Origin of the sequence: Paenibacillus sp. FSL R7-0198 (assembly GCF_038000415.1) — a bacterium.
In the GTDB taxonomy this organism is placed as follows: domain Bacteria; phylum Bacillota; class Bacilli; order Paenibacillales; family Paenibacillaceae; genus Paenibacillus.
Genome location: NZ_JBBOCB010000001.1, coordinates 6,106,507 through 6,132,144 on the forward strand (window position 1 = coordinate 6,106,507; position 25,638 = coordinate 6,132,144).

Genomic DNA, 25,638 nt, shown 5'->3' on the forward strand with positions numbered 1-25,638 from the left:
CTGGGGATAACAGCGATCGGAAGGTTATTCTGTCATCGGAGTGGCAAGTGTAAACATTCTTTGGTTGAACTGATATAGATTTGGGGAAAGGAGGAATGATTATGTCTAAACCATTAGAAGGTAAAAATGCACTCGTTACCGGAGCATCCCGGGGCATTGGGCGCAGTATTGCACTGGCACTTGCAGAAGCTGGAGCGAACGTAGCCGTGAATTATGCGGGTAGCCAAGCGGCAGCTGAGGAAGTGGCGGAAGCGATTCGTGCCAAAGGAGTCAAGGCGATTACACTTCAAGCCAATGTTGGCCTGATGGATGAAGCTGAACAAATGGTCAAAGCTACACTCGAAGCATGGGGAAACGTTGATATTCTGGTGAACAATGCTGGCATTACCCGTGATAATCTGATCATGCGTATGAAAGAGGAAGAATTCGATCAGGTTATTGAAACCAATCTCAAAGGTGTGTTTAACTGCCTTAAGGCGGTTACACGTCCAATGATGAAACAACGGTCGGGAAGAATTATCAATATCTCCTCGGTTGTAGGTGTGCTTGGTAATGCTGGACAAGCGAACTATGTTGCTGCCAAAGCAGGAGTCATTGGCCTGACAAAGGCATCTGCTCGTGAACTGGCTTCTCGTGGAATCACAGTTAACTGTGTTGCACCAGGTTTCATTGAGACAGATATGACAAAAGAGTTGTCCCAGGAGCTGGTGGACGGTATGCTAAGTGGTATTCCGTTGTCCCGTTTGGGTCAGCCGGATGAAATCGCCGGTGTAGTCACGTTCCTGGCTTCACAGGCTTCATCTTATATGACAGGGCAGACGCTGCATGTTGATGGTGGCATGTACATGTAATTCTTCCCAGACTTGAACAATAGTCGGGGAACAGGCGCTGGACGATCCGAAATGCCGGAAAAAGGCCGGGTTCCCCGGCCGGGAGCCGCATATGTCTTCTATGGCATTTTGCCTGCGATTCTCGTATAATACCAAAGAAGGAGGTGAACCGGATGTCCGATGTATTGGAGCGTGTAAAACGCATCGTCGTCGACCGCTTGGGCGCAGACGAAGCTGAAGTTACACTTGAAGCATCTTTCAAAGAAGATTTGGGTGCTGATTCTTTGGATGTAGTGGAATTGGTCATGGAATTGGAAGATGAATTTGATTTGGAAATCTCTGATGAAGATGCAGAAAAAATCACGACCGTAGGTGAAGTTGTAAACTACATACAATCTCATACCTAAAGTCATTTTTAGTCCCGCACATGTTTTCGAACAGGCGGGACTTCTCATCATTCATTGGTTTTTCTCATTCCGCAAGCAGCTCTACTCAAACAGGCCTATCTTGGTTGAATAGATGTCTGTTTGCGGATATTCCCACAAAATACTTGCGTAATGCAGTCGATATAGAGGTGACTCGGTTTGAAACAAAGAGTAGTAATTACCGGAATGGGCGTAATGACATCGCTCGGAAAAGATTTGGAAACGTTCTGGGGCAGTTTAATGGCAGGAAAGTCCGGAATTTCTCAGATTGAGGCGTTTGATGTTAGTGAATACACGACACAGATTGCAGCCGAGATCAAGGATTTCAACCCGGAAGAATATATGGATCGCAAGGATGCTCGCAAAATGGACCGTTTTGTACAGTTCGCTGTGGCAGCAGGTTTCAAAGCCGTTGAAGACAGTGGTCTGAAAATTAACGAGAATATTGATGCAGAGCGTTTCGGTGTATCCATTGGATCAGGCATTGGTGGATTGGGTACGTGGGAGGACCAACATAATGCATTGTTGCAAAAAGGTCCAAAACGGGTAAGCCCATTCTTTATTCCCATGATGATCTCCAACATGGCTTCAGGCCAAATGTCTATTTCCCTTGGCGCCAAAGGTCCTAACATTAACGTTGTTACCGCTTGTGCAACAGGTACACACTCCATCGGAGATTCCTTTAAGCTGATTGCCAATGGTGATGCAGATGCCATGATCTGTGGTGGTGCGGAAGCAACAATCAGACCAACGGGTCTTGCAGGGTTCTGTGCGATGCGCGCAATGTCTACACGTAATGATGATCCTGCGAAGTCAAGCCGTCCTTTTGATACAGAACGTGATGGTTTTGTTATGGGCGAAGGCGCTGGTGTTCTGATTCTGGAATCCCTGGAGCATGCTCAAAAACGTGGTGCACGCATTTATGGTGAAGTGATTGGTTACGGTCTGACAGGTGATGCACATCACATGACAGAACCAGATCCGGATGGAGCAGCACGTTGCATGAAGATGGCACTTCGTAATGCGGGTATTGAGCCTGAAGAAGTGGACTACATTAATGCACACGGAACTTCGACGCCTGTAGGCGACAGATCCGAAACGCTTGCGATCAAAAAGGCGTTTGGTGATCATGCGTACAAGCTCGCCGTGAGTTCCACTAAATCCATGACGGGTCACATGCTTGGCGCTGCTGGTGGTGTAGAAGCGGTCATCTGCGGATTGTCCCTGACACATCAGACACTGGCTCCAACGATTAACCTGGAAAATCAGGACCCGGAATGTGATCTGGATTATGTACCAAATGTTCCACGTCAAACCAAAGTTAATATTGCCATGTCCAATTCATTTGGATTCGGCGGTCACAATGCCACCATTATTCTCAAAAAATTTGAAGCATAAGGGGCTAGTTCGTTTGAGTGAAGATCTGAAGCAGTTACAACATAAACTTCAAATCAAATTTGACAACAGGCAGCTTTTAAAACAAGCGTTTACCCATGCTTCCTATGTAAACGAACACCGGTTCAGTCAGCATCAGGACAACGAGCGCCTGGAGTTTCTGGGCGATGCCGTGCTGGAACTGACTGTATCGGAGTACTTGTATCATTTGTATCCTAACCGTCCGGAAGGCGAATTAACTAAGCTGCGGGCATCCATTGTCTGTGAGCCTTCCCTCGTCAAATTTGCTGAAGCGTTGGGTTTTGGGCAGTATGTACTTCTTGGTAAAGGTGAGGAACTAACTGGAGGACGGACACGGCCGGCTCTGCTGGCAGATGTGTTTGAATCTTTCATTGGTGCATTGTATCTGGATCAGGGGCTTGCGCCTGTCCGGGCATTTCTCGATCAGCATGTCTTCCCATTAATTGTATTGGGTAGCAAGCTGCAAATGAGTGATTACAAAACGGAACTGCAGGAACTTACTCAGCATCACAATATGGGAGCTTTGGAATACCGTATCGTTGAGGAACGGGGACCTGCCCATGAACGTGAGTTTGTCTCGGAGGTCCATATGGGTCAAGAAAGGCTCGGCAGAGGTACAGGACGTTCCAAAAAGGAAGCGGAACAACAGGCTGCATCTGCAGCACTTGATCGACTGAAGCTTCCGGAAGCCGGAGCTTAACCGATAGCGCATAGACAAACGAAGAGCAAAGAGCAGCCCGCGGGTCCGCCCCGGCGGAAGTAATCGGCCGGACTGCTTTTTGCTCTTTTTTTTGTAAAGAGGTTCAGGAGAAGGTTACCTGATCGTTAACTAAATAAGTGAACCTTATTTTACACAAAACGAAGAGTGCAGAACCAATCTGAAGAAGCGAAGCTAAAAGCTTTCTGAAAGAAAGCTACATCGGAAGCATATGCTCCGCATTTATCAACGGATTTTTCCCTTGGATAAGGGAATCAAGAAAATCTGGGGATAAGAGCGATCGGAGGATGGTACTGCAATTGGAGTGATCATGTGTAATGCAATGGTTCAAATTATTTAGGCGCTTGAATGCAATACTTGAAATTTGCAAGAGGAGGTGACGAGAAACCCTATGTTTTTAAAACGGATCGAATTGGGTGGATTCAAGTCATTCGCCGACAAAACGGAGATGGAGTTCGTTCGTGGCATTACGGCTGTTGTAGGTCCGAACGGAAGTGGCAAGAGTAATATATCGGACGGAATTCGCTGGGTTCTGGGGGAACAAAGTGCCAAGTCGCTGCGTGGTGGCAAGATGGAAGATATCATCTTTGCAGGCAGTGACGCACGGAAAGCCGTTAATTTCGGTGAGGTGTCGCTAACACTTGATAACGAGGATCATGCACTTGCATTGGATTTCGGTGAGGTGACGGTGACTCGTCGTGTACATCGCAGCGGAGATAGTGAATATTTTATTAACAAGCAATCTTGTCGTTTGAAGGATATCACGGAGTTGTTTATGGATACCGGCATTGGTAAGGAAGCCTACTCGATTATTGGACAGGGGCGAATCGAAGAGATTCTGAGTACCCGTTCAGAGGATCGCAGAGGCATCTTTGAAGAAGCTTCAGGTATCGTTAAATATAAATCCCGCAAGCGGGATGCGACGCGAAAACTGGATGAGACAGAGCAGAATTTGCTGCGTATTCATGATCTGGTGACTGAACTGGAAGATCAGATTGGACCGCTAAAGGAACAATCAGAGAAAGCGATCCACTATAAGGAACTTCGTTCACAGCTCAAATCGCAAGAAATTTCCATGTATGTGTACCAGATTGAACAGATTCATGCATCCTGGAGTAAGGCCAATGAGCGACTACAATCCCTGAAGCAGGAAGAGGTTGGACTCGCAGCGATTGTCTCTACCCATGATGCCAAGCTTGAAAATGATCGGAATGCGCTGCGTATCCTGGAAACAGAGACAGAGCAACTGCAAGCCGCTTTATTGCAATTCAGTGAAGCGACAGAGAAAAGTGAAGGGCTTGGAGAATTGCTCAAGGAGCGTTCCCACCATCTGCAAACAAATCAGGAGCAGCTCAAAGTAACACTTGCTGCGAGTGAAGAGAGACATCGCGAACGGGAAACCGAGCTGCTTGCACTACGTGAGAAGTTTGGCAAACTTGAGCATGAACTGAATGATGTGAGAAATCAGTTGTCCCAGGAAGAAGCCAAACTCATCGGTGTTACAGGTGGCATTAGTCAACAGCAAGAGGAAAGCCTCAAAGGCAACTTGCTGGAACTGATGAATCAGATGGCTCAGACACGCAATGAAATTCGTTATGTGGATCAGCAGAAAGAAACGCTGGAGCGCAGAATGAATCGCGCGGCTGAAGAATCAGGCAAATGGGAAGAGCAGAAAGAGACACTGGAAAGTCGCAAAGCGGACATTGAGAAAAAAGTTGTTCGCTTGGGCAAAGAAATCAGTGATCTACGTGGTGGTTACATTACGGAAAGTGAACGACTCCAGTCGCTGCAGAAGCTGCTCGAAGAAAGTCGGGGCACAGTTCGTAAATGGGAACAGAAGCGTGAAGCTCAGGTCTCCCGCCGCGATACGATGAAAGAGATGCAGGATGATTTTGACGGATTCATGCTGGGTGTCAAGGAGGTTCTCAAGGCTTCGCGTAAAGGCACGCTTACCGGTGTTCATGGAGCTGTGGCTGAACTCGTTAAAGTTCCCGAAAAGATCGAGCTTGCGGTAGAGACAGCAATGGGAGCATCCTTGCAACATGTGGTCATGGAAAATGAATCAGTTTCCAGACAGGCAATCGCTTTCCTGAAGCAACGCCAGTTGGGGCGTGCAACGTTCCTGCCTCTGGATGTCATTCGTCCTCGTGCCATTGGAGCGGCTGAACGTTCCATGATCGAAGGTATGGAGGGTTTTGTGGGGATCGGTGCTGATCTCGTACAATTCGAATCCAAGTATGCTTCGATCATTGGCAGTCTGTTAGGTAATGTTATTATTGCTGAAACGCTGGAGGTCGCCAATAAAATTGCGGCTCGCTGCCAGTATCGTTTCCGGGTCGTGACGCTTGAAGGTGACGTGGTCAATGCGGGTGGTTCCATGACGGGTGGTAGCCAGCACAAGAAAAATGTGAGTCTGCTCAGCCGGAAACGGCAGCTGGACCAGCTCGACCAGGATATTTTGGACACCGAAAATCAGATCGTGAAACTGCATCGCAGTGTGGATGATGTAAAAGTTCAACTGGAGCAGTGTCAGGACAAACTGGATGAACTTCGTCAGTCCGGTGACGATACCCGAAATGCAGAACAGCAGGCTTCGATGGAAATGAAGCAGGTAGAGCATGAGCTTCGCCACGTGCTTGAACAGGTGGCCGTTGCCGGGCAGGAGAAGAGCGGGTTTACCGAAGAGATCAAAGAGCTGGATACGGCTCGCATCGTTGCTGTGAAGAAGCTGGAGCAGCTTGAAGAGGAAGAAAAAGCGACTCATCGTGCCATTCATGCAGCTGAGTTTGCCCGAAAAGCCAATGAATCCGCGAAGGAAGAATTGCAGAGCCAACTCACCGAATTGAAAGTGCGCGAAGGCAAGCTTGATCAGGAGCGATTCTCCAATGGAGAACAATTGCGGCGTCTGGAGCGTGAAGTGGAGTCGCTGGTCAAAGATCTGCGTCAGAATCGCACGTTGCTGGCTTCGATGGAAGCAGATCTCAAGAAAACACAAACCGAGAGTGTTAAGCAGATTGAAGATCTGAACCAGTACAAGCTGAAAAAAGCGGAAGCTTCCCAGGAGCTGGACTTCAAACGTGCTGCCCGAAGTGAGTTGTCGAAAAAGCTTGAGCTTGCCGAGAGCGAAACGAAGGAACAGCGTACGCAGTTGAAAGCAGTGGAAGAGCAAATGCGACAGACGGAAATTTCCGTGAACCGGCTGGATGTTGAGCTGGAAAATATACTGCGAAAGCTGACGGATGAATACGAACTGGGCTATGAACTGGCCAAAGAGCGTTATCCTGTGCCGGAAGATGTAGAGCATACACAGGCAGAGGTACAAAAACTGAAGCGCAGCATATCCGCCCTGGGTGATGTTAACCTGGGAGCGATTGAGGAGTTCCAGCGGGTCAATGAGCGATACGAGTTCCTGAGTGAACAGAAGAATGACCTGGTGGAAGCCAAAACAACGTTGTATCAGGTTATTCGGGAAATGGAAGACGAGATGGCGAAGCGATTCAAGATCACGTTTGATGCCATCCGCCGTGAGTTCGGTACCGTGTTTACCAAGCTGTTTGGTGGGGGACGAGCTGATCTTGTTCTGATGGACCCGGAGCGTTTACTAGAAACGGGAATAGATATTGTGGCTCAGCCACCAGGCAAGAAACTGCAAAACCTGCAACTGTTATCTGGTGGGGAGCGGGCTTTGACGGCAATGGCTTTGTTATTTGCCATTCTGCATGTCAAACCTGTACCATTCTGCGTGCTGGATGAAGTTGAGGCAGCGCTGGACGAAGCTAACGTGGTACGTTTTGCCCAGTACTTGCGTGAATTCTCCGAACAGACACAGTTCATCGTTGTTACCCATCGTAAAGGTACGATGGAAGAGGCTGATGTGCTGTACGGTGTTACGATGGAAGAGGGCGGAGTATCCAAGCTCGTTTCGGTTAAACTGGAAGATGAGGAAGCAGTAATTGCCTGATCTGATCCACACCTGCGAGATAAATGAACTCATTGTAATTATTGAAAACCATTCAGATTGAGCATTTTTGCAAAAGCGCTTAGATTATGTACACGATGGAGGGGCTTTATGAGTTTTTTTAAAAAGCTTAGAGACAGCATTGCAAGCAAAACGGAGTCGGTTACCAAACAGTTCAAGGATGGATTGGAAAAGACACGTAAAGGGTTAGTGGAAAAAGTGTCGGATCTCGTAATCCGCCGCAAGAAAATCGATGAAGAGTTCTATGAAGAACTGGAAGAGATTTTGATCGGAGCAGACGTTGGCGTGAATACAGTCATGAATCTGATCGAAGACCTGCGCGTTGAGGTGAAAAAACGCAAAATTGAGGACGCGGCTGAGTTGCAGCCTGTATTGTCCGAGAAACTGACGGATCTTCTTCGTGGTGAACAGAATAACGAACTGAAAATGAATCCGGATGGCATTACCGTTATTTTGTTCGTTGGTGTTAACGGTGTTGGTAAAACAACAACGATTGGCAAGCTGGCGCATCGATTTAAACAGCAAGGTAAAAAAGTCATCATGGCAGCTGGAGATACGTTCCGTGCCGGAGCCATCGAACAGCTGGAAGTATGGGGACAACGTGCCGGTGTCGATGTTATCAAACAGCAATCTGGTTCTGATCCAGCAGCGGTTATGTATGATGCGGTACAGGCAGCGAAACAACGGGGTGCGGATGTTCTCCTCTGTGATACAGCAGGTCGTCTGCAAAACAAATCGAACCTGATGGACGAGCTTAACAAGATATATCGTGTCATTCAGCGTGAAATTCCGGATGCTCCGCATGAAGTACTGATGGTACTGGATGCAACAACTGGTCAAAATGCTTTGAACCAAGCCAAACTTTTCGGTGAGAAAAGCGGCGTAACTGGCCTCGTACTGACAAAACTGGATGGAACAGCCAAAGGTGGGATCGTTGTTGCGATCCGTCAGGAGCTGGACTTGCCAGTGAAACTCGTGGGACTGGGTGAGAAAATTGATGATCTACAGCCGTTTGATTCGGAGCAATTTGTGCACGCTTTGTTCGCCGGATTGATCCAGGAACAGCCAGCTGAGAGTGCTGAAGAAGAGGAAGCTAATTCCTAGAAGCATTAATTAATAGGTTGAATTTAATAGCGTTAATCGTAATTGCCAGTGATATACGTGATAAGTGTCACGTGTAATGTCACTGGCAATACGTGTATAATGAGAATAAAGCAGGCAATGCTAAAGGGTTAGAAAGGACGGTTGAAAATGGCCAATACTCATACCTATTCTCGCCGTGAAGAAGTCGCCAATGCGGTGACACATGGAATCGGCGCTGCACTCAGTGTAGCTGCACTGGTGATATTGATTATATTTTCAAGTATGAAAGGCACAGCTTGGCATGTGGTCAGTTTCACGATCTACGGGATCACCATGCTGCTGCTCTATACGAGTTCTACACTCGTGCATGCATGGAAAGATGGAAAAGTGAAAGATTTATTTGAGATTTTCGACCATTCTTCCATTTATTTGTTTATTGCGGGATCGTACACTCCGCTTTTGTTTATTGCTGTTCGGGGTACACTTGGATGGACCCTGTTCGGTATAATCTGGGGAGTCGCATTATTCGGCGTGATCTTTAAGGCGTTTTTCACGAAAAAGTTTTTATTCATGTCGACGATTTTCTATATTGCGATGGGCTGGCTCATCGTTATTGCCTGGCAACCGCTTATGGCTGCCATTCCTACAGGTGGAATTGTGCTGCTGGTTGCTGGAGGCCTGATGTATACACTGGGTACGCTTTTTTATATGTGGCGTGGATTTCCTTACCATCATGCGATTTGGCATCTCTTTGTGCTAGCAGGCAGTATTCTTCATTTCTTTATGGTACTGCTGTACCTGACACCACTTCGCTAGAACGCCGTAAACGAATGCATCTCCACGAACTGAGAAGCATTCGTTTTTCTTCTACATAGGTGGATCGTAGAGATACAGACAGGATTTGCTTGTAGTGAAAAAGAGTATAAACCACCCGTTAAACATCGAAATAACATATCATCAGAGCTGTTTTTATTGTGACAAGTATTTTTGCTTGACAACCTGATTTGTTTTAGGTATTATTAGGAACGTTGCAAGAGTGTAAAGTGTTTTTCCTTGACGAAGGGAGTGCCCCGATGTGAGTCAAGAAAACCGGCTTGAGAAAACAAACCGGATTAACTTGCTGTTTGCTTTTTATGAATTGTTACTTACCGAGAAACAGCAGACTTTTCTAAAGTATTACTTTCATGACGATTTCTCACTTGGTGAAATTGCAGCCGAGTTTGAGATCAGCCGCCAGGCGGTATACGAGCATATCAAGCGTGCCGAACAAGTGCTGGAAAATTACGAAAGCAAGCTGGGCTTGCTGGAAAAGCATGAACGGCGTAATCGCAATCTTGAAGATTTGCAAAATGCATTGGAACGCGCAGGCGTCTCCATTGATAACAACAAACAAATACACGATATCGTTGCTCAGCTTAGTGAATGAAAATTGGCTGAGCGGAACGTATCGGTCTTGAAAACAGTATTAAAGCTTAAGGAGGTGGGATCATGGCATTTGAAGGATTAACGACCCGATTACAGAATGTGTTCAGCAAGCTGCGCGGCAAAGGCAAGGTGTCTGATGAAGATGTAGCCGAGGCTATGCGCGAGGTACGTCTGGCATTGCTCGAAGCGGATGTAAACTTCAAAGTGGTCAAGGAATTCATCGCCAAGGTGAAAGAGAAGGCTGTTGGCAAAGAAGTGATGGAGAGCTTCACGCCAGGAATGGTCATCATCGACATCGTTAACAAGGAACTAACGGATTTGATGGGTGGAAGCCAGGCCAAACTGGCTAAAGCGAACAAACCGCCTACGGTGCTGATGATGGTTGGTTTGCAGGGTGCTGGTAAAACAACCACATCGGGTAAACTGGCTAAAATGCTGCAAAAGCAAAACAGCAGACCATTGCTTGTTGCAGGAGATATTTATCGTCCGGCAGCGATCAAACAATTGCAAGTACTTGGCGAGCAGATCAAAGCGCCGGTATTCACACTGGGAGATCAGACAAGCCCTGTTGAGATCGCACGTCAAGGTCTTCAACATGCCAAAGATAACGGTAATGACTATGTTATTATCGATACAGCTGGACGTCTGCATGTTGATGAAGAGCTGATGGAAGAACTTCGCCAGATTCACAGCGTAGTGAATCCGGATGAAGTACTGCTTGTCGTAGACAGTATGACAGGTCAGGATGCGGTTAACGTAGCAGAGCACTTTAACCAGCAGCTTAATCTGACCGGGGTTGTCCTGACAAAGCTGGATGGCGATACTCGTGGTGGTGCTGCGCTCTCCGTCAAAGCAGTTACGGGTTGTCCAATCAAGTTTGCTTCCCTTGGAGAGAAACTTGACGCTTTGGAGCCGTTCCACCCGGAACGTATGGCTTCACGGATTCTCGGTATGGGTGATATGTTATCTCTGATTGAGAAAGCACAATTAAACATTGATACCGATAAAGCCAAGGAAATGGAACGGAAGATGCGTAATGCAGAATTCACGTTTGAAGATTTCCTGGAGCAGATGGATCAGGTGAAAAAGCTGGGACCAATCGACCAGATCATGGATATGATTCCCGGCATGGGCAAGATGAAACAAGCCAAGGATCTGAAGGTTGATGATAAACAGATGGGCCGGATCGAAGCGATCGTTTACTCAATGACGACCGAAGAGAAACGCAACCCGGACATGATCAACCATAGCCGCCGGAAGCGTATTGCTACCGGAAGCGGAACATCTCTGGCTGAAGTAAATCGTCTGATCAAGCAATTTGATGAGATGCGCCGCATGATGAAACAGTTCTCGGATATGATGGGACCTAAAGGCGGCAAAAATAAAGCGATGAAGCAGCTTAAAGGTATGGGCAAAGGAATGAAGTTTCCTTTCCGTTGATTTAAGCGAAGCTGGATCATATACAGATTTCATTGAAGGAGGTGAATTTTCAAATGGCAGTTCGTATTCGTCTGAAACGTATGGGTGCTCACAAAGCTCCTTTCTACCGCGTAGTGGTATCGGATTCCCGTTCCCCACGTGACGGTCGTTTTATCGAGGAGATCGGTTACTACAACCCGGTTGAACAACCGGCTGTTGTTAAGATCGATGAAGATAAAGCATTGGCATGGCTTCAAAACGGTGCACAAGCATCTGACACTGTCCGCAACTTGCTTAGCAAAGCGGGCGTGATGAAGAAGTTCCACGAGTCTAAATTATCTAAATAAAGTGCTGATTCGGAGGGTCATCTATGGAAGAATTAGTAAGCATAATTGCTAAGGCTTTAGTCGATCATCCGGAAGATGTGGCGGTTCGGACGGTTGAGAAAGACCGGCTTGTCGTTTATGAGTTAACCGTTCATCCTGACGATGTCGGGAAGGTAATTGGTAAACAGGGACGAATCGCGAAATCACTTCGTACGGTCGTCACATCAGCAGCAGTTAAGATGGATAAACGGGTTACCGTTGATATCATATCTTAAAGATATACGAAAGGGGGTTAGGATGCATGTCCTAGCCCCTTTTCGTGCATGCTGAAACTTAAATAATATGATTGAAATAGCTCGTCAAGTTTGATTATTTGCGGAAGTAGTGAAGGGTACGGAATCGATTCTGAAGAAGCGTCAGCGCTCGCCTTTATCACCGGATTTTCACCTTTAAAAATAATTAAAAAAATTAGGGGATAACAGCGATCCGAAGAACGAACCGTAACCGGAAACGGTCGCATGGAGATCATCAAATATGAGTACCATATGAATGGATTTTAGGAGGATTTATGGCAGAGTTTATGAATGTAGGTAAAATCGTTAATACGCATGGAATTCGCGGTGAGGTGAGAATCATGCCTTTAACCGATTTCCCGGAAGTGCGTTTCGCGAAAAATGCAGAGTTGTTTTTCTTTACACCAGATAATCATCCAGTCATGGTTAACGTGGAATCTTCACGTTTGCATAAAAATATGTATATTCTTCGTCTGAAAGAGTACGGCAACATTAATGAAGTAGAAAAGTTTAAAGGCGGCATGGCCAAAGTGTTAAAAGAGAACCTGGCTGAGCTGGACGAAGGTGAATACTACTTCCATCAAATCGTTGGGTGTTCGGTCATCACCGAAGAGGGTGAAACGCTCGGAACGATCTCTGAAATACTGACTCCTGGTGCCAATGATGTATGGGTTGTCAAAACGCCAGCTGGTAAAGAAGTGCTGATTCCCGTTATTGATGATGTAGTACTTGATGTGGACATCGAACAGAAGCAAGTGAAGATTCACCTGATGGAAGGGCTGCTGTAACATGAAAGTGGATGTATTAACGCTATTCCCGGAGATGTTTGACGGTGTGTTTGGAGCAAGCATTCTGGGCAAAGCTCAAACGAAGGGACTCGTATCCCTTGGTGCAACCAACTTCCGAAATTATGCGACCAATAAACATAATACAGTAGATGATGCCCCTTATGGCGGAGGCGGAGGTATGGTGCTGAAACCAGATCCGATCTTTGCTGCTGTAGAAGATGTTCTGGAGCAACGCGGAGAAGCCTCGGCAACGATGAAAGCTCCACGTATCATTCTAATGTGTCCGCAAGGTGAGACGTTTACACAGAAAAAAGCAGAAGAACTTGTGCAGGAAGATCATCTGATTTTTATATGTGGACATTATGAAGGTTACGATGAGCGTATTCGCGAATTTCTCGTGACGGATGAACTATCCATTGGTGATTACGTACTCACGGGTGGGGAGTTACCTGCTATGGTTGCGATCGACAGCATCGTACGTCTTATACCCGGAGTGCTTGGCAATGAGACAAGTGCGGTGACGGATTCATTCAGTACTGGACTCCTCGAATATCCACACTACACACGTCCACCCGAGTTTAGGGGCATGAAAGTACCGGATATGCTGTTGTCGGGACATCACCTTAACATTGAGGCATGGCGCAGAGAACAGTCGTTGCTTCGTACGCTGGAGCGCAGACCGGAGATGTTGGAAACGGCCGATTTGACGGATAAAGAGCGAGTTTGGCTGAAAAAGATGCGCTCAAACCGTGAAAATAGCACAGAGTAAGTATTTGTATCGTATAAACACGTAAATATTATTTTCCAGAGTTCGAAAGGGCCAACCTTGATACTAAAGGTTGGCTTTTTTTGTGTACATTGAAAAGAGAACTGGATTTTCATTAGTCTATTCTATAAAATACAAGTATAATTAATGGAACTAAGTTTCATTAAGTGAAACGAAAGGCGGTGTGAGAATGACTTACAATATTATTGGTCTTGATCATATTCAGCTCGCAGCACCAGAAGGTTGTGAAGCGGAGGCACGTCATTTTTTCAATAATGTGTTAGGCTGGACGGAGATTCCCAAACCTGAAATTCTGAGAAAACGGGGTGGTGTATGGTTCGAGTGTGGCAGACACCAAGTGCATATTGGGGTACAAAAAGATTTTATTCCCGCCACAAAAGCTCATCCGGCATTTCATGTACAACATTTGGATCAGTTACGTGATCATCTCATTCATAACCAAATTCATATTGTCGATGACGAAGCAAGAGCAGATGAAGGTGTACGACGATTCTATATAAATGATCCTTTTGGCAATCGTCTTGAGTTTTTAGAGTGGGTTTAAATCATTCCTTTAAATTGGTTATTGTTGACCGAGGTACTTTTTTGCAGCTTTGAACATTTTTGCATGAGCACATAATAGGGTTGTAAAAATCAGGGGTTTTCTTTATGTTGAACTCAGCTGTAATGGAATGTTAACGATACGCTGAGGAGGAAGATGATGAGCAATCAGCCTTATGAAATCGCCAGAGCAGATATTAGCGAAGCTGGAGAACGCTGCAAAATGCTTTTGGGAGATCTGAATGGGGATGGCAGACTTGAAATGTTGCTGGTACAGGCAGATGGGGGTATAGACGATCGGTATGTCCCGCATCAGGTATGTTGTTTGACTGCGTTTGATCTGGAAGGAACATTACTATGGCAGGTCGGAACTCCTGATCCTGATGCAGGTGGTCCGGGTTCAGACTATCCCGCTCAGATCGCAGATTGGGATGGAGATGGAAATAATGAAGTATTGTGTGTCATGGACAAACAATTTCTCGTGTTGGATGGCCGGACCGGAGAGATCAAAGAAACACGTGATCTGCCAGGTGATGAAGCACATGACTGCATTATTCTCGCCAACCTGACGGGCAACCAGCAGAAAATGGACATTATACTGAAAGACCGCTATAAGACGTTATGGGCACTTGACCATGATTTTAATTTGTTGTGGAAGCATGAGGGAAACCCAGGACATTTTCCATGGGTATATGATATCGATGGAGATGGGAAAGATGAAGTGATGGCGGGATATGACATGCTGGATCATGATGGGACGTTATTATGGTCTTGTCATAATCTCGATGATCATGCTGACTGTATATGGTTTGGAGACGTTGACGGTGATGGGGAAGTCGAGGTTGTTATCGGTGGCAGTGTGACGGTCATGATGGACCGCTATGGTAATGAGAAGTGGCGTTATGAAGATTCGATTGAATCACAACATATTGCACTGGGCCATTTTTGTTCTGGAATGAAAGGTTTACAGATTGCAGGTCTGGACCGGATTGTCCGAGGGGATGAGAATGGTAAGGATGGAATGTTCATGCTGGATAGTACAGGCCAAGAAATTTGGAAAGAAAATCGCAAGACTCGTGGCTGGTTAACCATTATAGAGCCTGTATGTAACTGGGATGAGGGTGGACTCGATTATATTTTGGCGTATCGCCGAGGTGGAGATGTATTGCCTTCTTTGGTAGATGGAGACATGAAAACGGTTACTGAATTCCCGAAAGAGGGATATGCGGTGCATGCAGACCTGGTTCAGACGGGGAAAGAACAGATCATCATCTATGACGCAGAGGAAGCAGTGATTTATTCCAGCTCCCCGATGACATTATCACTTACCGATGCAAAAAGAGCCAAGCCACAGCCCAAAAGGCTGTATAGCTCGACTCTGTATCCGGGCGGTGAAGTTAAAGTGTAGATTTTACTGGTCATTCTCCGATGCAGATGATTCGTTCTGCGGACTGGATTCGGGTTGAAGCAAGGTCGCCAAATCAGTACCTGTGGTGACCGTCAAGCGAGGCAGCTTCATGGGATGATCTCCTGGATGCACAAATCCAGACTTTACGGTAAAGGCCATGCGATATCCATGTTGTTGTAACTTGTAGATCATCTGTGTACTGGTATAACCAAAAGGATATGCCAGATAAGGTGTGTCTATTCCGGTTTGCTTCATACGCTGGATATCATCATCCAGAAGACTGGTGTCCAGACCGACAGGCACACTGTTACCACAGCGCATAAATCCCTTGTGATGCAGGTTATAGGTATGGCTGTTGAATTCAAATACGTCGGTTGCCACCTGCATCTCTGGCTTGGAGATGAAACTGTTAATGGCGGGCTCAAATTCCGAAGGTTGCTCCTGAATTTTACTGCCTATGACAAACAGCGAGGCATGAAAATTATATTGCTGAAGCACAGGGTAAGCTAATGTATAATTGTTCTGGTATCCGTCATCAAAGGTAATTACAATGGACTTCTGTGGTAAGGATAACTTTCCATTAACATATTGTTCAAGCTGATCCAGTGTAATTGTTCGGTAGCCTTCATCATGCAGGTATTTCATATTTTGCTCAAAATCCTCCAGATTAATGATGGATTTATTATCTGTCTCATGATTATTCAATTTGGGCTCTATGTAATGATACATCAGCACAGGAACTTCTGTAGCAGTACCTTGTTCAATCTTGAAGTTAGAACGATCCAGCGCAGATTGGTTAGAGAAGTCAGTGTGTGACAGCTCGAATGCTTTACGTTTGACTATGTCCCAGGATGTGCAGGCTTTGTGTGACAGTGCATTCGTTGGATGAGTTACGGCATATGCATACAGTGTAATGGAGCATATGAGCATGGCGAGTAGGGCAAGTGTGATCTTTTTCCAATATTTCATGAGTCTTGGGGTTCTCCTTTTAAAGTGGTCATTAAGTTATATCATAGACGATATTTCTACACGGGAAGTTACAGTATTTTTTCCTGTATCAGCTTGACTTGCAGTTGAGAGCGTTGATTCACGGTCCAATGAGAGAATGTATTTTAGAATGAAGTCAACATGTGATGGATGAGTTTCAGAGCGGCAGATTGAACAATAGGCATTTGTTTAATTTCTCTTGTGTTTTGATATGCTGCGTGATACAATAAGTCTGTTATGTGGAATACGGCGGTCCTCTATGGATAATGAAGGAGACAAGGTGATCTCTGGAAGAAGTATGAACGCCTGTACGGAAGGAGGGAGTCATAGATGAATATCGTTCAAGCGATTACACAAGAACAACTTCGTAAGGATATTCCGAGTTTTCGTCCTGGTGACACTTTGAAAGTGCACGTTAAGGTAATCGAGGGAACTCGTGAGCGTATCCAATTGTTCGAAGGTGTTGTGATTAAACGCCGTGGTGGTGGAATCAGTGAGACTTTTACAGTTCGTAAAATTTCTTACGGTGTAGGTGTGGAAAGAGCTTTCCCGCTTCATTCCCCAAAAATCGATAGAATCGAAGTGGCTCGCCGTGGTAAAGTGCGTCGTGCGAAGCTTTATTATCTTCGTGAACTACGCGGTAAAGCAGCGAGAATTAAAGAAATTCGTTAATATAACGGATACCGGGAAGGGCTTGGAGACAAGCCCTTTTCGTTTTTGTCCGGGAAAAGTTGAACCGGAGGTACACTTCCGAGTAAAATGGTATGGCAACACATGCGGGGAATAGTCCGGGAGGCTTGTGAAATCAGTTATTGAAGTGCGTGTTCAAAAGACCGGTTTTAGTACCGACTTTTTGAACAACCTCTTGAAGGCATTTGAATTGTGGATTAAATGTACTGTAATGCTTGGTGAAAGATTACATAACTGATGTGAATGTTTTGTATCCATCCATGGAGTTATTGGAACGATACAGAATGCTGGATGTGTGTACTGCTATAAACATGTACTGTGAAGAGAGGAAGATCTTGAATGGAACAAGAAGTTCAACATGACCGGGGCAATCCTGCCGAAGAGAAAAACAGTCGATCCAAAAAAGCCAAAAATGAAATTGTTGAATGGCTTAAAGCCATTGTTATCGCATTAGTTCTCGTCATTCTGATTCGGTGGTTGCTCTTCAAACCGTTTGTTGTGGACGGTCCGTCCATGCAGCCGAATTTTGAAACGGGTGAACGTGTGATCGTCAACGAGATCTTATATGATATCAGAGAACCGAAGCGTGGTGAAGTTATCGTCTTCCACGTACCATCCGAAGGTCGAGATTTCATTAAACGTGTTATTGCTGTAGAAGGTGATACAGTTGAGGTTCAGGACGATACCGTGATGGTTAACGGCAAAAAGGTTGATGAAACGTATATTCAAGGAGCCATTGATGCAGCTGAAGCAAATGGTGGAACCTATAACGTGAAGGATTTCCCGAATGAGCAGTTCCCTGATGGCAAAGTGCCGGCAGGTCATGTGTTTGTAATGGGAGATAACCGTCCAAATAGTACAGACAGCCGTATGATCGGTTATGTTTCGTTAAAAGATATTATTGGTCGTGCAGATGTGATTTTCTGGCCGATCGGTGAGATTAAGTGGATCAACCACTGAAACTGAAGTAAATAATGAGGTGAAGACAAGGTGACGATACAATGGTTTCCAGGTCATATGACTCGAGCCAGACGCCAGATTCAGGATAAGTTAAAGCTCATCGACGTGGTCATCGAACTATTGGATGCCCGTCTGCCTGTCTCCAGCCGTAATCCGATGATTGACGAAATATTGCTGGATAAACCCCGGATGATTTTGTTGAACAAATCGGATTTGGCAGATGCCAAAGTGACGCAAGAATGGATTGAATATTTCAAAAAAGAAGGAATTACCGCTTTTCCTGTAGATGCTTCGACGGGAACCAATGTTAAAGATATTCCCGTGCAGGCCAAGCTTCTTCTTAAAGAAAAAATTGACCGTCAAATTGCTAAAGGGATTAATCCTCGTGCGGTTCGCGGATTGATCGTAGGGATTCCCAATGTAGGTAAATCAACACTGATTAACCGACTGGCTGGACGGAGTATTGCGTTAACAGGAGATCGTCCTGGTGTGACGAAGGGGCAACAGTGGATCAAGGTAGGCAAAGAAATGGAGTTATTGGATACTCCGGGTATTCTGTGGCCTAAGTTCGAAGATCAAAATGTAGGTTATCGTCTTGCCGTAACAGGTGCAATCAAAGAGGAAATTCTGAATGCAGAGGATATTGCCTTTTTTGGAATCAGTTACCTGATGCGTTATTACTGGGACGCTTTGGAAGAGAGATACGGACTTCAGGAGTTCTCCAAGGATGCAGATGATTCAGACAGTGTTATTGCGATTATGGAACAAGTCGGCCGTGTCCGTGGATGTGTTGTAAGCGGTGGACGCATTGATCTGGAAAAGGCATCACGAGCATTTCTGCGTGAACTGCGCGCGGGTAAAATGGGACGTTTTTCTATGGAAGCTCCCTATTAAAAAAATGGACTCTACACGATGAAGATCTTTATCTGTTCATTTCATATATACAAGTGCCGAAAGAAGCGGCCGTTACGGGATTACCCGGAGCGGTCGTTTTTGGTGTATACAAACGCGGAAGTAGCGCTGGAACATATGTCGAAACGATAAAATGGAAGAGGATTGAAGAACAGTACGCTTTATGGAATTGGCTGGCCTATATATCAGGTGCGTCTAAATCGTGCTATGATGAATGGTGGTGCAATTTAGATTAGTCGAGGTCTGATATATTCAATTTAAACCATCAAATACCGATAAATGAAGACATCACTATCTTTATATTGTAAATCTCAAGGAAAAGTTTTGCTGAGAGTGACAGGTTGTACAGAACAAAAGACAGAGGATCTACGTCTATATTATAAAAAAGTTGTAAGTGATACGCATGCTGAAAAAGCGTGGGTAGAGGAGATGAGCGTTATGGTTGAAAATAATGAAGTGATCGGGTTGAATCTACTGGATACCCCGGTTGGACCGAAGAAGAAAAAAGAAGCCAGTGAACCTCGAGACCTGCTGATCTACGAGCGGGAGTATTGGGACAGTGGATTTGAACGTATTGCTGGTATTGATGAGGTAGGACGGGGATGCTTGTTTGGGGATGTTGTCGCAGCGGCGGTTATTTTACCGAAGGATCTCATTCTGGAAGGTGTGAATGACTCCAAGAAATTGACGGAGAAAAAACGTGATGCACTATATGACGTCATTATGGAAAAGGCGCTGGCGGTAGGTATCGGGTACGCGGATGCAGAGACAATTGATCGGCTTAATATCAAGCAGGCGGCGAGACTCGCGATGAAACGAGCTGTTGAAGCATTGGGAGAAACGCCTGATTATATGCTGGTGGATGCCGAGAAGGTGGATCTGAATGTACCTCAACTGTCCATTATTAAAGGTGACGCCAATAGTCAATCGATCGCAGCGGCATCGATTATTGCCAAGGTAACGCGAGATCGACTATGTAAGGAAGAATGGGATACGTTATATCCGGAATATGGTTTGTCGATACATAAAGGATATGCAACAAAAGTTCATCGGGAGCAAATTATGGCATTGGGGGCAACCCCGATGCATCGACGCAGTTTTCTCGGCAACCTGCTTGGAGAGCAGCAATCTTTGTTTTAACACAGGTTTGAAGGAAGGAGGGGGAGAGATTTGAATATCGGTTCCATGATAAAGGGGTTAATGGGAGATAGTAAGCCCGGCAATGCCAAACCGCTTGAATTAAAGGAAGGTCAGGTGGTTCGTGGCTCCGTCGTTAGTGTATCCGATGATGGAGGAGAAGCAGTTCTGCAGATTCAAGGTGTGCAGGTACGCGCCAAGTTGGAGACTCCACTCCGTCCGGGTGAGACCACGTTGCTTCAAGTGCAGCCTCCAGGTGAAAATGGCATAACGGTAATGAAACCTATGGCTGGAACACTTGCTGAGCTGCCACAAGCTTCGCTGAACAACCTGCTTAAGGATGTAGGACTGCCGGATACAAAAGGGAACCGGGAACTGTTACTTGCCATGCAGCGTAGCGGTTTGCCGCTCACGAAGGATAATGTGGCTATGGTCCAGAATATGATGACTGCCAAACCTGCACAGGTCCCTGTGGAAGAATGGGTGCAGGCGACAGGGATTGCTTTTCAACGTGGGCTTCCGGTTACGGCGGAAACAGTAAAAGGATTACACCAGACGGTGTTTGGCCCCCCTCTGCATCAGTTGTTAAGCGGGTTGGCTGATCAGTTGGAAACGATGCTGACACAAACAACAGGTAAACCGGTATTGCCTGGAGAACAATCTGCTACGTTGAAACCAGCAGTCATGGCTGGTGCACCTGTAGTACCAAATGCATCACAGACGGAAGAAGGATTGGCTGCATCAGGCAATGGTCGTCAGGTGACTGGAACCGGAACACCTGCTTTGTCAACGCAACAAGGACAAGGGGCGTTGGCAGGAGCTATATCCATGACAGATGGCGGGGCAGAGGATGCAGGTACTGCGGTGAAAGGAAACCAGCAGACCGGCGCAGGAAATGCTGAAGCCGGGGCAAAGGCAGTTGCAAGCAACGTTGAAACGGCTGGCAAAGGGGCTGCGGGTATTCCGTCTGGAAGCGGAATACCTGGCGAGAGCCCGCGCGGGACTGATGCGGGCCAAGCTGGGAGCCGCCCGGGTACACCAGGGGCGGCAGCTGAATCTGTGCCTGGCCGTGTAAGTGCAGGCCAGCCAGAAGCAGGCGCGGCCGGTCGGACTGACGGCCGCGCTGAAACGCCTGCTGCTGCGGGGACTCCGTCCGCAGCAGGCCAGGCGGCGCCAGCAGCGCCTACGGCAGCGCAGCTGGCGCCCAAGCTGCTGGCGCTGCTGGACGCCCTGCGCAGCGCGTCCACTGCCGCACCGGCACAGCCTGGTGCGGCAGCACAGGCCGCCCCTGCATCGCAGGGCGGCCAGGCGGCTGCGGCTGCCGTAGGCGTGCCGCAGCCGTTGCCAGCCGGCGCTGATGCGCCGCCGGCTGGCGGTAGTGCCGCAGCACCTGCGGGAGCTGCGGCAGTGCACGCGCCTGTCACCCACGAGGGGGACCCGTGGGTGGGGCGCGTGCTGAAGCTGCTCGGTGCGGAGCACGAGCAGCAGGCCGTTCACGGCGCGGCTGTGCAGCCGCGCGTGGGGGATGCGGCGAGTCCGGCGAATGCGGACACGCTGAAGGGCTTGCTGCTGCAGCTTGCCAGCAGCGAAGGTGCACCGGCGGCGCTTAAGGATGCCGCCGGACAAGCGGTGCAATATCTGACAGGTCAGCAGTTATTGCTGACGACAGATCGCAGTGCTACCTTTGCACAGATGCACTGGTTTATTCCGATCACTGGACCGGACGGGGAAGAAACGGCGTCTGTTCAGATTCAGTCACGTCGTGGACCACGTGGAGAGCTGGATGCGTCCAACTGCCGTCTATGGTTTGATCTGGACATGAAAAGTCTTGGGCCAACTCTGGTAGATGTACATGTGGTTAATAACATTGTCAGTCTGCGTGTATTAAATGATCGGGAAGGGATGGGCCCGCTTCTGGAGAGCGGACGAGAGGTAATCCATCAGGCATTGGACAAGTTGGGCTATCAACTGCTGACCTTCAAGGCGGAACCGTGGCCTGCGGGCCAGGAGCCGGGCGCGGAACGAAAAACGAGGGCCTCGGACTATAGTCCTGAACGATACAAAGGGGTGGACTTGAAGGTATGAAAGACGAGTCGTCACAACCGGACCTGCTCTCCAAAAAGGCGGTTGCCCTAAAATATGTTCCTGGAGAGAGCGAAGCACCTGTTGTTGTAGCCAAGGGGCGCGGCAAAGTGGCAGAAGCCATTTTGGATAAAGCCAGAGAAAACGGTGTGGCTGTTCAGGAGGATGCAGCACTTGTGGAGGTGCTCTCCAAGTTGGATCTGGATGAACAGATTCCGGCAGAACTGTATCAATTGGTTGCAGAGGTTCTAACCTACGTCTACCGTGCAGATCGACTGGCTTCAGGACGTGAGGAAGACGAGTCATGGTAGAACATAGATCAGGCAAGGAGCCGGGACTGAAGCTTACACGACAGCAGAAGGGTCGATTAGGTGAAGAGGCTGCCTGTCAATGGCTGCGAGAGCACAATTATCGGATCATTAGACAGAACTGGCGTTGCCGTAGTGGTGAGATTGACATCATTGCTTCCTACGAGGGCCTGATTGTCTTTGTAGAAGTAAGGAGCAGAAGTGGAGCCACTCAGTACGGTACACCTCAGGAATCGGTGGATATGCGTAAAATGCAGCAGGTGCGCTCAACCGCATCCGTGTATTTGCAAATGAAGGGAGAGACGGAACTTCAGATCCGCTTTGATGTTATTGCCGTAATGCTTGATCAAGCAGGAGAGACTGTCTCTGTGAATCATATTGTTAATGCTTTTTAAGAATTACACTAAAAAGTTATTGCTGTATTTATTGATACGAAATGTATCTTTTTAATGTGGGTCGGTCAGTTATTTCGAAGTACAAGTTTAATTATGTCTTATCTTTTCATTTGTTTTAGTTTTGAAATTAGTTAATATAATAAAGTCGTAGTTCCTCTTCATACAGGAGCTGCGGCTTTTTTTGTTTTAACTATGAAGTCACCAAACAGAGGATAGAGCATTGATAATAAAATCAGTGTATTTCATAAATTTATAGATACAAAATGTATCATTTGTAATAAACTAAGAAAGTTGAAATTTAAAGAGAGGTTGGTGGGATGTATGAAAGAGCTTCAGAATACTTCGAACAACACAGTAAAACAAGTATGGGAGTGCCCTCGGATGGAAGTGCTGGATATCAGCGAGACCATGAACGGTGGACAGGGGATTTGGCAATATGTTTGGGACGGAGAATTCTGGAAGCTTGAACTTATGGTAAGTTAATTTAAGAGGTTAAAGAGGAATGTTTGATCAATAAAATAAATGGTGAGGTGTAGTGAGAAGATGCAGACAAGTATCAAATGGATAATTCGACTAAGTACACTATCTTTATGTTTCATTTTGTTTGGAATCATGTATTCCGGAGTTTCTTATGCAGCCGATCCATCTAGCCAGGCAACTGTATCAGGTAAAGTTATTGATCGTCAGGGATTACCTGTCAAGGACGCTACTGTCAAGTATTGGCTTAATTATCGTGGGGATACGTCAGAGAAAAGCGTGAAGACGGATGGGAATGGGCGGTATCGTATTATAGAGTCCGTTGAAGACAATACGGACATTACTTTTGTAGTTGAAGCAGAGGGTTATGTGACGTACAGACACTATGGCTCCTACGGATTGTCCGGTGGAGAACAAATACAGCTAGATTTTCGTATTTATGAACCTTCCACAATTGTGGGAACAGTCAAAGATCAGGCAGGCAGACCTGTTCCAGATGCTCGTATAAAAGTAACAAGTGTCTTTGATCGTATAGTGAAAACTGATCAGCATGGTCGATATGCGGTTACAGGAATTGATTACGCTTATAATCCGAACATTGCAATATGGGTAGATGCCGATGATTATATGTTATATGAACAGGATCGCTTGGGTGTCCGGGAGGGAGGAACCTTGAGAATGGATGTTGTTTTGGCAGAGGCGGCACACGTGCGGGGAAAAGTTGTAGATGAATCGGGCAATCCAGTAAATGGGGCTAAAGTTAATGCTGGAGGTTCGGCAACAACAGATGCTCAAGGCAACTATTTAATAAAGCGCGTACCAACAGGGGCTAGAACGATAACGGGAGAAGCAGCAGGGTATTTAAAAACGAGCCTGAGCGTTACTCTTGTAAAAGGAGATCATAATACGTTTAATATCGTACTTAAGAAAGATGCAGATATTACACCTCCAGTAACCAAGTACAGATTAGTTCCTATTACAGATACTGTGAACGGGAAAATATACATCAAAGGATTTACATTCAGACTTCAGGCAACAGATGAAGTCAAAGGTTCGGGCGTAAAAACAACGCAATATCGAATCAATGGGGCAGAATGGAAAAACTATGAAGGACCCGTCAAGTTTTATGCCCCTGATGTCAAGGTGGTAGAGTACTATAGTACAGATGTTGCAGGTAACCAGGAGAAGTACAACAAAATGGATTTTGTTAATGGCACATTTGAAGGGAATGGCACGTTTGAAGGGGCGAGTTACGACGATTGATTACTCGTTGATATGATATGTGAATAAATAACATGAGAATAAAAGACGGTTCTGACTTTATGATCCCTCGTGGTGAATCAAGATTCAGAGTCGTCTTTTCTGTTGTAATGACCCTAACGGTACTGACCGTTGCCTCCCCTTTGAATCTCGTGATCAGATGGGTGTATAATCAAGAAGGTAAACTGGTATTTTATTATGTCATAAAGAAATTATATTGAATGTACAAGGCCGCGAATCACTATTGCGGTTGCAAATGATTTTATAAACAGGAGGTACGGCCGATGAGTAAAGCTACGAAAACAACAAATGAAGTCAGAAATGCGATTCAAAACCGTCGTACGGTGAAAAAGTTTAAAAAAGAAGCTGTTCCTACACAGCAAATCATAGAATTGCTGGACACTGCAGTCTGGGCTCCTAACCATAAACTGCGTGAACCTTGGAGATTTTTGTTGTTTACCGGGAATGGACGGAAGAAACTGGCTGAGGCTATTGACGCAGAAATGGGAGAAGACAACAAATTCTCAGCCAATATTATGCAAGTTCCATCCGTCATGCTTGTCGTGCTGGAAGAAGATCCAAGACAGAATATCTGGGACGAAGACTTCGCTGCGGTCAGTGCATTGGTTCAGAACTTTATGCTTGCAGCCTGGAGTGAAGACATTGGAACGTTCTGGGTGACCAAGCCATTTTTGTACGCTCCCAAATTCCGCAAACCGCTGGGAATAGAGGCGGGAGAGAAGATTGTAGGTATGATTTATATGGGATATCCTGATGTTATTCCTTCTGCCAAAGAACGCACACCAGCTAAGGAGAAACTCACTCTTTTCGAATAATAAATTATTGTAGACCTTAGCTATCTACGATCCCTTATGTTTCAGGGGAATTTACGTACAAGTACCTTTCTTAACAGAAGAGAAGGGCTTGTACGTTTTTGTCATGTTGGCGTATCCGCATTGTAGAATCTGCATAAGAAATCCTTCTCGATCTTCC

Annotated in this window: 26 protein-coding genes; 25 read left to right on the plus strand and 1 reads right to left on the minus strand. The window is 46.3% G+C overall.

Annotated features, from left to right (window positions below; genetic code table 11):
- Window positions 1–101: 101 nt before the first annotated feature.
- From fabG to MKY87_RS26855, 15 genes are all read left to right on the plus strand, one after another.
- A complete protein-coding gene (fabG, locus tag MKY87_RS26785; protein WP_017689228.1) occupies window positions 102–851 on the plus strand; it encodes a 3-oxoacyl-[acyl-carrier-protein] reductase in 750 nt (249 codons plus the stop codon).
- A 152-nt stretch (window positions 852–1,003) separates the two neighbouring features.
- Window positions 1,004–1,237 carry an acyl carrier protein gene (acpP, locus tag MKY87_RS26790; RefSeq protein WP_024630176.1) on the plus strand — a complete coding sequence of 78 codons (234 nt, stop codon included), beginning with the start codon at window positions 1,004–1,006 and terminating at the stop codon, window positions 1,235–1,237.
- A 177-nt stretch (window positions 1,238–1,414) separates the two neighbouring features.
- Window positions 1,415–2,653 carry a beta-ketoacyl-ACP synthase II gene (fabF, locus tag MKY87_RS26795; RefSeq protein ID WP_062833763.1) on the plus strand — a complete coding sequence of 413 codons (1,239 nt, stop codon included), beginning with the start codon at window positions 1,415–1,417 and terminating at the stop codon, window positions 2,651–2,653.
- A gap of 13 nt (window positions 2,654–2,666) precedes the next feature.
- Window positions 2,667–3,371: a ribonuclease III gene (gene rnc, locus MKY87_RS26800; RefSeq protein ID WP_091031948.1), complete on the plus strand. Its 705-nt coding sequence runs from the start codon at window positions 2,667–2,669 to the stop codon at window positions 3,369–3,371.
- Between the two features lie 409 nt (window positions 3,372–3,780).
- Window positions 3,781–7,350, plus strand: a complete 3,570-nt coding sequence (smc, locus tag MKY87_RS26805; protein ID WP_340966897.1) for a chromosome segregation protein SMC — start codon at window positions 3,781–3,783, stop codon at window positions 7,348–7,350.
- Window positions 7,351–7,458: 108 nt separating this feature from the next.
- Window positions 7,459–8,472: a signal recognition particle-docking protein FtsY gene (gene ftsY / locus MKY87_RS26810; protein ID WP_091031943.1), complete on the plus strand. Its 1,014-nt coding sequence runs from the start codon at window positions 7,459–7,461 to the stop codon at window positions 8,470–8,472.
- 147 nt (window positions 8,473–8,619) lie between these two features.
- The gene (trhA, locus tag MKY87_RS26815; RefSeq protein ID WP_340966898.1) at window positions 8,620–9,267 is read left to right on the plus strand and encodes a PAQR family membrane homeostasis protein TrhA; all 648 of its coding nucleotides are present in this window, start codon (window positions 8,620–8,622) and stop codon (window positions 9,265–9,267) included.
- Between the two features lie 259 nt (window positions 9,268–9,526).
- Window positions 9,527–9,877: a YlxM family DNA-binding protein gene (ylxM, locus tag MKY87_RS26820; protein WP_017689221.1), complete on the plus strand. Its 351-nt coding sequence runs from the start codon at window positions 9,527–9,529 to the stop codon at window positions 9,875–9,877.
- Window positions 9,878–9,939: 62 nt separating this feature from the next.
- Window positions 9,940–11,316 (plus strand): signal recognition particle protein, encoded by a 1,377-nt coding sequence (gene ffh, locus MKY87_RS26825; RefSeq protein ID WP_062833767.1) that lies wholly within the window; start codon window positions 9,940–9,942, stop codon window positions 11,314–11,316.
- A gap of 53 nt (window positions 11,317–11,369) precedes the next feature.
- Entirely contained in the window at window positions 11,370–11,642 is a 273-nt protein-coding gene (rpsP, locus tag MKY87_RS26830; protein WP_017689219.1) for a 30S ribosomal protein S16, read from the plus strand.
- A gap of 23 nt (window positions 11,643–11,665) precedes the next feature.
- On the plus strand, window positions 11,666–11,896 hold the full coding sequence (locus MKY87_RS26835; RefSeq protein WP_024630185.1) for a KH domain-containing protein: 231 nt from the start codon (window positions 11,666–11,668) through the stop codon (window positions 11,894–11,896).
- A 293-nt stretch (window positions 11,897–12,189) separates the two neighbouring features.
- A complete protein-coding gene (rimM, locus tag MKY87_RS26840; protein WP_091031941.1) occupies window positions 12,190–12,702 on the plus strand; it encodes a ribosome maturation factor RimM in 513 nt (170 codons plus the stop codon).
- Window position 12,703: 1 nt separating this feature from the next.
- Window positions 12,704–13,471 carry a tRNA (guanosine(37)-N1)-methyltransferase TrmD gene (gene trmD, locus MKY87_RS26845; protein WP_289391992.1) on the plus strand — a complete coding sequence of 256 codons (768 nt, stop codon included), beginning with the start codon at window positions 12,704–12,706 and terminating at the stop codon, window positions 13,469–13,471.
- A 187-nt stretch (window positions 13,472–13,658) separates the two neighbouring features.
- Window positions 13,659–14,033 (plus strand): VOC family protein, encoded by a 375-nt coding sequence (locus MKY87_RS26850; protein ID WP_289391993.1) that lies wholly within the window; start codon window positions 13,659–13,661, stop codon window positions 14,031–14,033.
- Between the two features lie 156 nt (window positions 14,034–14,189).
- Window positions 14,190–15,437 (plus strand): hypothetical protein, encoded by a 1,248-nt coding sequence (locus MKY87_RS26855; protein WP_339790693.1) that lies wholly within the window; start codon window positions 14,190–14,192, stop codon window positions 15,435–15,437.
- Between the two features lie 3 nt (window positions 15,438–15,440).
- Here the strand turns inward: MKY87_RS26855 and MKY87_RS26860 are convergent, their stop codons facing one another.
- Window positions 15,441–16,406, minus strand: a complete 966-nt coding sequence (locus tag MKY87_RS26860) for a polysaccharide deacetylase family protein (protein ID WP_339784587.1) — start codon at window positions 16,404–16,406, stop codon at window positions 15,441–15,443.
- Window positions 16,407–16,754: 348 nt separating this feature from the next.
- Here MKY87_RS26860 and rplS point away from each other — a divergent pair, with 348 nt between their 5' ends.
- The 10 genes from rplS to MKY87_RS26910 all read left to right on the plus strand — a co-directional run bounded on the left by rplS (window position 16,755) and on the right by MKY87_RS26910 (window position 25,481).
- A complete protein-coding gene (gene rplS, locus MKY87_RS26865) occupies window positions 16,755–17,096 on the plus strand; it encodes a 50S ribosomal protein L19 (protein ID WP_024630190.1) in 342 nt (113 codons plus the stop codon).
- A gap of 357 nt (window positions 17,097–17,453) precedes the next feature.
- A complete protein-coding gene (gene lepB / locus MKY87_RS26870) occupies window positions 17,454–18,074 on the plus strand; it encodes a signal peptidase I (protein WP_017689211.1) in 621 nt (206 codons plus the stop codon).
- Between the two features lie 30 nt (window positions 18,075–18,104).
- A complete protein-coding gene (ylqF, locus tag MKY87_RS26875) occupies window positions 18,105–18,968 on the plus strand; it encodes a ribosome biogenesis GTPase YlqF (protein ID WP_062833774.1) in 864 nt (287 codons plus the stop codon).
- Between the two features lie 456 nt (window positions 18,969–19,424).
- A complete protein-coding gene (locus MKY87_RS26880; RefSeq protein WP_339784584.1) occupies window positions 19,425–20,126 on the plus strand; it encodes a ribonuclease HII in 702 nt (233 codons plus the stop codon).
- A gap of 45 nt (window positions 20,127–20,171) precedes the next feature.
- A complete protein-coding gene (locus MKY87_RS26885) occupies window positions 20,172–22,208 on the plus strand; it encodes a DNA ligase (protein WP_340966902.1) in 2,037 nt (678 codons plus the stop codon).
- Window positions 22,205–22,516 (plus strand): EscU/YscU/HrcU family type III secretion system export apparatus switch protein, encoded by a 312-nt coding sequence (locus MKY87_RS26890; RefSeq protein WP_289392000.1) that lies wholly within the window; start codon window positions 22,205–22,207, stop codon window positions 22,514–22,516. Before MKY87_RS26885 ends, MKY87_RS26890 begins: the two co-directional genes overlap by 4 nt.
- Window positions 22,510–22,908, plus strand: coding sequence for a YraN family protein (locus tag MKY87_RS26895; protein ID WP_339784580.1), 399 nt, complete (start codon window positions 22,510–22,512; stop codon window positions 22,906–22,908). Before MKY87_RS26890 ends, MKY87_RS26895 begins: the two co-directional genes overlap by 7 nt.
- Window positions 22,909–23,229: 321 nt before the next feature.
- Window positions 23,230–23,391 (plus strand): paeninodin family lasso peptide, encoded by a 162-nt coding sequence (locus tag MKY87_RS26900; RefSeq protein WP_139331839.1) that lies wholly within the window; start codon window positions 23,230–23,232, stop codon window positions 23,389–23,391.
- 60 nt (window positions 23,392–23,451) lie between these two features.
- The gene (locus tag MKY87_RS26905) at window positions 23,452–24,648 is read left to right on the plus strand and encodes a carboxypeptidase-like regulatory domain-containing protein (protein ID WP_340966904.1); all 1,197 of its coding nucleotides are present in this window, start codon (window positions 23,452–23,454) and stop codon (window positions 24,646–24,648) included.
- Between the two features lie 281 nt (window positions 24,649–24,929).
- Entirely contained in the window at window positions 24,930–25,481 is a 552-nt protein-coding gene (locus MKY87_RS26910; protein WP_340966907.1) for a nitroreductase family protein, read from the plus strand.
- The last annotated feature ends 157 nt before the right edge of the window (window positions 25,482–25,638 follow it).